This is a genomic window from Polaromonas sp., from assembly GCF_018780625.1.
GTDB lineage: Bacteria > Pseudomonadota > Gammaproteobacteria > Burkholderiales > Burkholderiaceae_C > Polaromonas.
Window position 1 is genome coordinate 1 of record NZ_JADMJK010000186.1, and the last position, 8,288, is coordinate 8,288.

General features: G+C 61.1%; 10 protein-coding genes. 5 read left to right on the forward strand and 5 right to left on the reverse strand.

Translation table 11 applies throughout. The features are described from left to right. From IV091_RS14410 to IV091_RS14430, 5 genes are all read right to left on the reverse strand, one after another. A partial coding sequence (locus IV091_RS14410) for a TRAP transporter large permease subunit (RefSeq protein WP_293469915.1) occupies positions 1 to 455 on the reverse strand: 455 nt, incomplete at its 3' end. Then, complete coding sequence (locus IV091_RS14415; RefSeq protein ID WP_293469917.1) at positions 446 to 940, reverse strand: TRAP transporter small permease; 495 nt, start codon at positions 938 to 940, stop codon at positions 446 to 448. The genes IV091_RS14415 and IV091_RS14410, both read right to left, overlap by 10 nt. A 102-nt stretch (positions 941 to 1,042) precedes the next feature. After that, positions 1,043 to 2,014, reverse strand: coding sequence for a TRAP transporter substrate-binding protein (locus tag IV091_RS14420; RefSeq protein ID WP_293469918.1), 972 nt, complete (start codon positions 2,012 to 2,014; stop codon positions 1,043 to 1,045). Positions 2,015 to 2,053: 39 nt separating this feature from the next. After that, positions 2,054 to 2,956, reverse strand: a complete 903-nt coding sequence (locus tag IV091_RS14425) for an SMP-30/gluconolactonase/LRE family protein (RefSeq protein WP_293469919.1) — start codon at positions 2,954 to 2,956, stop codon at positions 2,054 to 2,056. Positions 2,957 to 2,961: 5 nt separating this feature from the next. Further along, entirely contained in the window at positions 2,962 to 3,771 is an 810-nt protein-coding gene (locus tag IV091_RS14430) for an NAD(P)-dependent oxidoreductase (RefSeq protein WP_293469920.1), read from the reverse strand. A gap of 137 nt (positions 3,772 to 3,908) precedes the next feature. On the opposite strand from IV091_RS14430, the gene IV091_RS14435 reads away from it, so the two are divergent. From IV091_RS14435 to IV091_RS14455, 5 genes are all read left to right on the forward strand, one after another. Continuing rightward, a complete protein-coding gene (locus IV091_RS14435; RefSeq protein ID WP_293469921.1) occupies positions 3,909 to 4,754 on the forward strand; it encodes a FadR/GntR family transcriptional regulator in 846 nt (281 codons plus the stop codon). A gap of 60 nt (positions 4,755 to 4,814) precedes the next feature. After that, positions 4,815 to 6,167 carry a glucarate dehydratase gene (gene gudD, locus IV091_RS14440; protein WP_293469922.1) on the forward strand — a complete coding sequence of 451 codons (1,353 nt, stop codon included), beginning with the start codon at positions 4,815 to 4,817 and terminating at the stop codon, positions 6,165 to 6,167. Positions 6,168 to 6,397: 230 nt separating this feature from the next. Next, the gene (locus tag IV091_RS14445; RefSeq protein ID WP_293469923.1) at positions 6,398 to 6,721 is read left to right on the forward strand and encodes a winged helix-turn-helix transcriptional regulator; all 324 of its coding nucleotides are present in this window, start codon (positions 6,398 to 6,400) and stop codon (positions 6,719 to 6,721) included. A gap of 175 nt (positions 6,722 to 6,896) precedes the next feature. Then, entirely contained in the window at positions 6,897 to 7,457 is a 561-nt protein-coding gene (gene grpE / locus IV091_RS14450; RefSeq protein ID WP_293469924.1) for a nucleotide exchange factor GrpE, read from the forward strand. A 133-nt stretch (positions 7,458 to 7,590) separates the two neighbouring features. After that, positions 7,591 to 8,288, forward strand: a 698-nt coding sequence (locus IV091_RS14455; RefSeq protein ID WP_293469925.1) for an Hsp70 family protein, incomplete at its 3' end; no start/stop codon positions are given.

Below are 8,288 nucleotides of genomic sequence, written 5' to 3' on the forward strand. Positions count from 1 at the left end.
GAGGTCGGCATGATGGCGCCGACCAGCGCGGCATGGGTGGTGACGTTGACCGCGTAGTCGGCGTCGTAGCCCTCCTTCTTCATCAGCGGAATCATCACCGAGCCGATGGCGGACACGTCCGCCAGGGGCGATCCGGCCACGCCACCGAACAGCGTGCAGCCGATGACGTTGCTCATGCCCAGGCCGCCGCGCACATGGCCGACCAGGCTATTGGCAAACCGCACGATGCGCTCGGCAATGCCGCCATAGAGCATCAGTTCGCCGGCGAAGACAAAGAACGGAATGGCGAGGAAGGAGAATATCTGCATGCCACCGACCATCTTCTGGAACACCACCGCGATCGGCAGGCCCGCGGCGATGATGGTGGCGACCGAAGACAGGCCAATCGCGAATGCGACCGGCACGCCGATGATCAGCAGGAGCGTGAAGCTCAGGGCGAGTACTGTCAGTTCCATGCTGGCTCCACGACTTGGCCGCGCAGCAGCGCGATGATATGTTCAATTGAAAACAGCACGATGAGCACGCCGGCGATCACCAGCGGCAGGTAGTCGATGCCATCGGGAACGGGCATCATGGGTTTTTTCTCGTTCCACTTGGCCATCATCCAGAGCGAGCCGCCATGCACCATCAGCGCGCCGAACAGGCCGACCAGCACATGGATCAGGATTTCAATGCGGTGCTGCCATTTTTCAGGCAACAGCACGACCAGCGATTCCAGGCCAATGTGGCCGGCGTCGCGCACACCGACCGCCAGGCCGAACGCGGTGACAAACAGCACCAGCAGCAGGGCCAGTGCCTCGGCCCAGGTCGGCGTGTCGTTGAGGACGTAACGCCCAATCACCTGCCATTGCACGCACAGGACGACGGCGAGCAGTCCTATGACGGCCAGGATCAGGCTGATCTTGGACAGCATCGCGCAAAATTTTGTATAGAAGTTCATGTTTTTCGCCTTGCCTTGTCGCGTCGCCCGCACCCAACACAGGGACGAAGCGCTGCCCATCCCCTGGCGTGGCGCCGGGGGATGGGGCTTGCTGGCTAATGGTTACTTGGTGTCCTGAACGGCTTTGACCAGGCGCTTCATGTCTGGCGTGACAATGAACTTGTCATAAACCGGCCCCATCACGGACTGGAACGAAGCCTTGTCCACCTCGACGATCTGCGCGCCGCCGGCCTTTACCACGGCCAGCGACTTGGCCTCCTGCTCGTCCCACTTCTTGCGCTGGACGGCGACCGACTCCTTGGCCGCGCTGCGGATCATGTCCTGGTCGGCCTTGGGCAACTTGTCCCAGATCACCTTGGACATCAGCAGCATTTCCGGCGCCATCGAATGCTCGGTCCTGGAGTAGAACTTCACGGCTTCGTAGTGCTTGGACGTGTCGAAGGAAGGAATGTTGTTCTCGGCTGCGTCGATCAGGCCGGTCTTCAGACCGGTGTAGACCTCTCCGTAAGGCATGGGCGTGGCGTTGCCGCCCATGGCGCCAATCAGGGCGACCCACAGGTCGGACTGCTGGACGCGAATCTTCATGCCCTTCACGTCGGCCACGGTCTTGATCGGCTTCTTGGCATAGATCGAGCGCGCGCCGCTGTCATAAAAAGCCAGGCCGATGAAGCCCTGGGCTTCGCAGTCCTTCAGAATTTCCTCGCCAATAGGGCCATCGAGCGATTTACGCATGTGCTCGACCGACTTGAACAGGAAGGGCATGGTCGGAACCTGCGTCTTCTGGCAGATCGAATTCATGGGGCTGATGTTCACCCGGGTCAAGTCGAGCGCGCCGATCTTGACCTGGTCAATGGTTTCCTTCTCAGTGCCCAGCGCACCCTTGTTGAACACCTTGATCTTGTATTTGCCACCGCTGTTTTTATTCAGCACGTCGCTCATGTACTTGACGGCGACCACGGTCGGGTAATCGTCGGCATTGTGGATGTCGGCGGAACGGAAGTCGGCGGCGAAACCGGTCAATGGCGTCATGGCCAGTGTGGCTGCGACGGCAAACAGTGTTTTTTGAATCTTCATGTCATCCTCTGTGTAGTTAAGGGTGGTAGCGGAAAACTTCTAAGAATGCAGATACGTCGGCTCAGGCAGTCCGCGCACGCCGGGGCGCAGCGCAAACACACCGCCGGCCAGCGGCTGGTCAGATAAATCGATTCCTTCCGGGCGAATCGATGTCACGAACAGGGTGTCCAGGCCTGCGCCGCCAAAAGCGCACATGGCCGGTTTCTTGACGGGCACGGCCAGCGAGCGGTCCAGCTTGCCGGCTGGCGTGAAGCGGTGAATCAGGCCGGCGTCGTTGCCGCAGATCCAGTAGCAGCCATCTTCATCCACCGCCGCGCCATCGGGCCGGCCGGGCAGCGGGTTCATGTCGATGAACAGCCGGCGGTTCGACGGCGTGCCCGTATCAAGGTCGTAGTCAAAGGCCCAGACCGACTGCACCGACGGATGCGAATCCGACAGGTACAGGGTGCGGCCGTCCGGGCTGAAGGCCATGCCGTTGGGCGTGATGAAGCCGTCCAGCAGTGGCATCAAGCCAGTATCTTTCTGATAGCTATAAACACAGCCCACGCTTGCACCAGCGGCCATATTCATCAACATGGTGCCAGCCAGGAAGCGGCCCTGGCGGTCGCAGCGGCCATCGTTGAAACGCATGCCGGGCATGGCGTGGCCGACGGGCGCCAGGCTTTCAAAGCCCAGTTGTCCGTCGTCACGGAGTTCAAGCGCGAACACGCCGCTTTCGGCACCGGCGATCCAGCGGCCAGGCCCGGCCATCGGTGCCACGCAGGCCAGCATCTCAGGCGCCAGCCAGCTACGGCTCTCGCCGGTGGCGGGCGTCCAGCGGCACAGCTTGCGCGCCGGAATATCGACCCAGTACAGCGCCTGCTCCGCGCCATGCCAGACCGGGCTTTCACCGGTTCCATTGCGCGCGTCGAGCACCAACTCAACCTTTGGGGTAGCACGCATGGTGCTCAGTCGCCAAACGGTCCGGCCACCACAAAGCCGCCACCCTGGTACTGGGCCACCGGATCGTTCAGGTCCGGGTTGGGGGTGCGGGCATAAACGGCGTCGCGGAACAGGTCCGAGCTGTCCTGCGGCACAAAACCGATGTGGCGGGCCCGGCTGTTGTCCCACCAGGTCACGGCGTTGTCGGACATGCCAAAAATGATGCTGTGACCGAGCACCGGCGTGGTCAGGCAAGCCGTGATCAGGCGGTGCAAATCATCAAAGCTCAGCCAGGTGGCAAGCATGCGGCGGTCCCTGGGCTCTGGGAACGAGGACCCGATGCGCACGCAAGCGGTTTCAATGCCGTAGCGGTCAAAGTAAAAGCGCGACAGGTCCTCGCCAAACGCCTTGCTCAGGCCGTACATGCCATCGGGCCGGGCCGGGTGGTCGGCGGTGATGGTTTCGTCCTGCCGGTAAAAACCGGTCACATGGTTGGAGCTGGCGAACACGACGCGCTTGACGCCATGCTTGCGGGCTGCCTCATAGAGGTTGTAAGCGCCTAAAATATTGGCCTGCAGGATGGGGCCGAACGGCCCTTCGACCGACATTCCGCCCAGGTGAACGATGGCGTCCACGCCCTGGACCATGGCGTTTACCGCAGCAGCATCCGCCAGATCGGCCAGAATGATTTCTTCCCCGCAGGCCGCATCCCCGAAAGCCCGCACATCGGACAGACGCAGGACGGAACAGTTGGCTTTGAGGCGGTCTCGCAAGGCTTTGCCCAACCCACCTGCTGCGCCGGTCAACAGCAGCTTTTCGTGCACTTTGATCGTCATTTTTTAAAGGCCGTTTCGTTTAAAAACACTGGACTTTTGCAATAGCTTTGTTAGAGTCATTCCATCGAACATCAGTCATACGTTGTCTGATGACTTAAATTGTCCAAGCAGCCCTTCAACCTGTCAACGGTTTTTAAATGAACTCATGGAAAACCCCTAGCCTCGCCAAAACCGGCGACGCCCGTTCAAGCGGCGAGCCACCCCAGCGCGTCCGCCGGCCGCGCGGGCTGGTTAGCGAAATCGTCGAAAACCTGGCCGCCAGCATTCGCACAGGTCAAATGAAACCGGGTGAAAAATTGCCGACAGAGGCGGAAATCATGGCCCGCTTTGACGTCAGCCGCACTGTCGTGCGCGAGTCGCTTTCCAGGCTCCAGGCCTCGGGGCTGGTCGAAACCCGTCACGGTATTGGCACCTTTGTGCTGCCGCCCCAGGAGGCCGGCAACTTCAAGATAACGGCCGAAGACTTTGCCACCGTGGCCGACGTCATTTCGGTCCTTGAGTTGCGCATCAGCCTTGAAACCGAGGCGGCCGGCCTCGCTGCCCAGAGGAGAACCCCGGAAAATCTTGTCGCGCTGGAGGCGGCCCTGCACGCGTTTCACGACTCCATCAGCCGCGACTCCGATGCGGTGCCGCCCGACTTCCAGTTCCATATGGAAGTCGCCCGCGCCACCGGAAACCGCCACTTTGCCGACCTGATGACTTACCTGGGCACCATGATCATTCCGCGCACCCGGGTCAACACGGCGCACAGCGCACCGGAAGGCCGCCTGAATTACCTGCAGCGCGTCAACAGCGAGCACGAAAGCATTTTCATCGCCATTCGCGACCAGGACGCCGAGGCAGCGCGCGCCGCCATGCGCACCCATTTGTCCAACAGCCGGGAACGCCTGCGCCGGGGCAGCAACGCGCACACCACGCAGCCGCAGGCCGGCCCTGCCGAAACCCCGGAGCCAGGTTCCATCGGGGTGAACACGCTTGCGTAAAAAATAAACTAGTTGTACGATGTCTGATCAATAAACCGATCCACTTTTTACAGATCCGGCATGCCTGCTTCCAACACCCCCTCCCCCGCGCAAACACCACGAATCACCCGGGTACAGGTGATTCCCGTGGCTGGACAAGACAGCATGCTGCTCAACCTGAGCGGCGCCCATGGCCCGTTTTTCACCCGCAACCTCCTGATCCTGAGCGACAGCGCCGGGCGCACCGGCGTCGGCGAGGTGCCGGGCGGCGAGAAAATCCGCAGCACGCTGGAAGATGCGCGCGAACTGATCGAGGGGCAGTCGATCGGCAACTGGAACCAGATCCTGAACACGCTGCGCAGCCGCTTTGCCGAACGCGACAGCGGCGGCCGCGGCAACCAGACCTTTGACCTGCGCGTGACCATCCATGCCATGACGGCCGTGGAAAGCGCGCTGCTCGACTTGCTCGGCCAGTTCCTGGGCGTTCCCGTGGCCGCGCTGCTCGGGGAAGGCCAGCAGCGCGATTCGGTCGCCATGCTGGGCTACCTGTTCTACATCGCGGACCGCAAGCAGACCGATCTGGCCTATGCCTCGGCGCCCGATGCCGCAGACGACTGGCTGCGCCTGCGCCACGAGCCCGCCATGAACGCCGAGTCCATCGTGGCGCTGGCCGAAGCGGCCTACCAGCGCTACGGCTTCAAGGACTTCAAGCTCAAGGGCGGCGTGCTGCGCGGCGACGAAGAAATGGACGCCATCATCGCCCTGTCAGAGCGCTTCCCCGAGGCCCGCATCACGCTGGACCCCAACGGCGGCTGGCTGCTCAAGGACGCGGTGCGGCTGTGCCGCGACCGCCACAAGGAGCTGGCCTATGCCGAAGACCCCTGCGGTGCCGAAGGTGTTTTCTCGGGGCGCGAGGTGATGGCCGAGTTCCGCCGTGCCACCGGCTTGCCCACAGCCACCAACATGGTGGCGACCGACTGGCGCGAACTGGCGCACACGATTCACCTGCAGTCGGTCGACATCCCGCTGGCCGACCCGCACTTCTGGACCATGCAGGGCTCGGTGCGCGTGGCGCAGATCTGCCAGACCTGGGGGCTTACCTGGGGCTCGCATTCCAACAACCACTTCGACATTTCGCTGGCCATGTTCACCCACGTCGCGGCCGCCGCGCCAGGCAAGGTCACCGCCATCGACACCCACTGGATCTGGCAGGACGGCCAGCGCCTGACCAAAGCGCCACTGCAAATCGTGGATGGCTGCGTGGCCGTGCCCCAACAACCGGGCCTGGGCGTGGAACTGGACATGATTGAAGTGGAAAAAGCGCACCAGCTCTACCTGGCGCACGGGCTGGGCGCGCGGGATGACGCCGCCGCCATGCAGCATTTGATTCCCGACTGGAAGTTCAACAGCAAGATGCCCTGCATGCTGCGCTGAATACGCCCTCACCCTTGCGCACCCCGCATGAGGTCTTTTGTCACTTGAAAATGACGCCGCTTAAACTGCCACCTGATGCACTTTGTAGTTGAATCTGCAAAGTTTTAGTCCTGTAGCGCACATGCAGCGGGCGTTAGCAGCTATAAAACTCGTAGCAGGATGGAATTTGCGTTATATTTGAAGCCAAGCTTTTCGCTTTAAAACCACCTGTGACCCGAGGAGATAACCTGATGAGTGCAAAAGAAAATGTCGCTATAGGCCAGCTGCTTGAACTGCTTGAGTCGCGCTACGCCTTGCGCGTGCTCTGGGCCCTGAAAGACGGCCATCCCCAGACCTTTCGCCTCCTGCAAGACAGCGTTGGCAGCATCACGCCCAACACCCTCAATACCCGCATCAAGGAATTGCGTGCAGCCGGCCTGATGGTGCACGGCGGCGACGGCTACACGGTGACCACGCTGGGCGCAGACCTGCTCAAGCGCCTGAACGACCTGCAGGCATTTGCCGGCAAATGGGCTACCAGCCAGGCCAAGGCAGCACTGGCCCCGGCGGACTGATTTTTTCCGCTTTCCATTCAGGCAGGCCTTGCGCCTGCTTTTTTGCAGCTTGCTGAACGGGCTGACATGGCGCTGCAAAGCAACTTTTTCCGGTTCAGCGGCGAATCCCATGTCTTGAAAAGGGGTTTGCAGGCCCCAGCTACATAAATTATTGGCTTCAATTCTGTCATCCAGCATGTCCCAAAATACACCATCCGATCAAAACCAAAACCTGACCGGCGCGCCCAGCCCCGAAGAGCAGGAAGCCGCCCAGGCGGCCAACGAATTTGACGCGCAAAACAGCGCGCAAGCCGAGTTGGCCATCCTGCAGGCCAAAAACACCGAACTGGCCGACAGCTACCTGCGCGCCAAGGCCGAAACCGAGAACGCCCGCCGCCGCGCTGACGACGAAGTGTCCAAAGCGCGTAAATTCGCGCTGGAAAGCTTCGCTGAAAGCCTGCTGCCCGTAGCCGACAGCCTGGAAGCGGCGCTTTCCATCAAGGATGCCACGCTGGAGCAATTCCGCGAAGGCGCACAAGCCACGCTCAAGCAGCTGAAAAGCGCACTCGAGCGCAACAAGGTCATTGAAATCAACCCCGCCGCAGGCACCCGGTTTGACCCGCACCAGCACCAGGCCATCAGCATGGTGCCTGCCGAGCAGGAAGCCAACACCGTGGTCAGCGTGCTGCAAAAGGGCTATTTGATTGCCGAGCGCGTGCTGCGCCCCGCCCTGGTGACGGTCACCGCACCCAAATAAACACAAAAAAGTGCCGGGGCACTTGAAGTTACGGAACTTATCCGCAATTCTTCATCACAGTGATCGCCGAGGCGGTTGAGTCACTGGCCTCGACCATCCAATATCCAACGAAACAAAAAAGCAGGAGTTAATCATGGGCAGAATCATCGGCATCGACTTGGGAACCACCAACAGCTGCGTCTCCATCATGGAGGGCAACACCCCCCGCGTCATTGAAAACTCGGAAGGTGCACGCACCACGCCGTCCATCGTCGCCTACCAGGAAGACGGTGAAGTGCTGGTCGGCGCGTCTGCCAAGCGCCAGGCAGTGACCAACCCCAAGAACACGCTCTACGCGGTCAAGCGCCTGATTGGCCGCAAGTTCAGCGAAAAAGAAGTCCAGAAGGACATCGACCTGATGCCTTACGCGATCGTGGCGGCCGACAACGGCGACGCATGGGTTGAAGTGCGCGGCAAGAAGATGTCTGCCCAGCAGGTCAGCGCCGACATTCTGCGCAAAATGAAGAAAACCGCCGAAGACTACCTCGGCGAGCCGGTCACGGAAGCCGTGATCACGGTGCCTGCTTACTTCAATGACGCACAGCGCCAGGCCACCAAGGACGCTGGCCGCATTGCCGGTCTGGATGTCAAGCGCATCATCAACGAGCCCACCGCAGCAGCCCTGGCCTTTGGCCTGGACAAGCAGGAAAAAGGCGACCGCAAGATTGCGGTCTATGACCTGGGCGGCGGCACGTTCGACATCTCGATCATTGAAATTGCCGATGTCGATGGCGAAAAGCAGTTCGAAGTGCTGTCCACCAACGGCGACACCTTCCTGGGCGGCGAAGACTT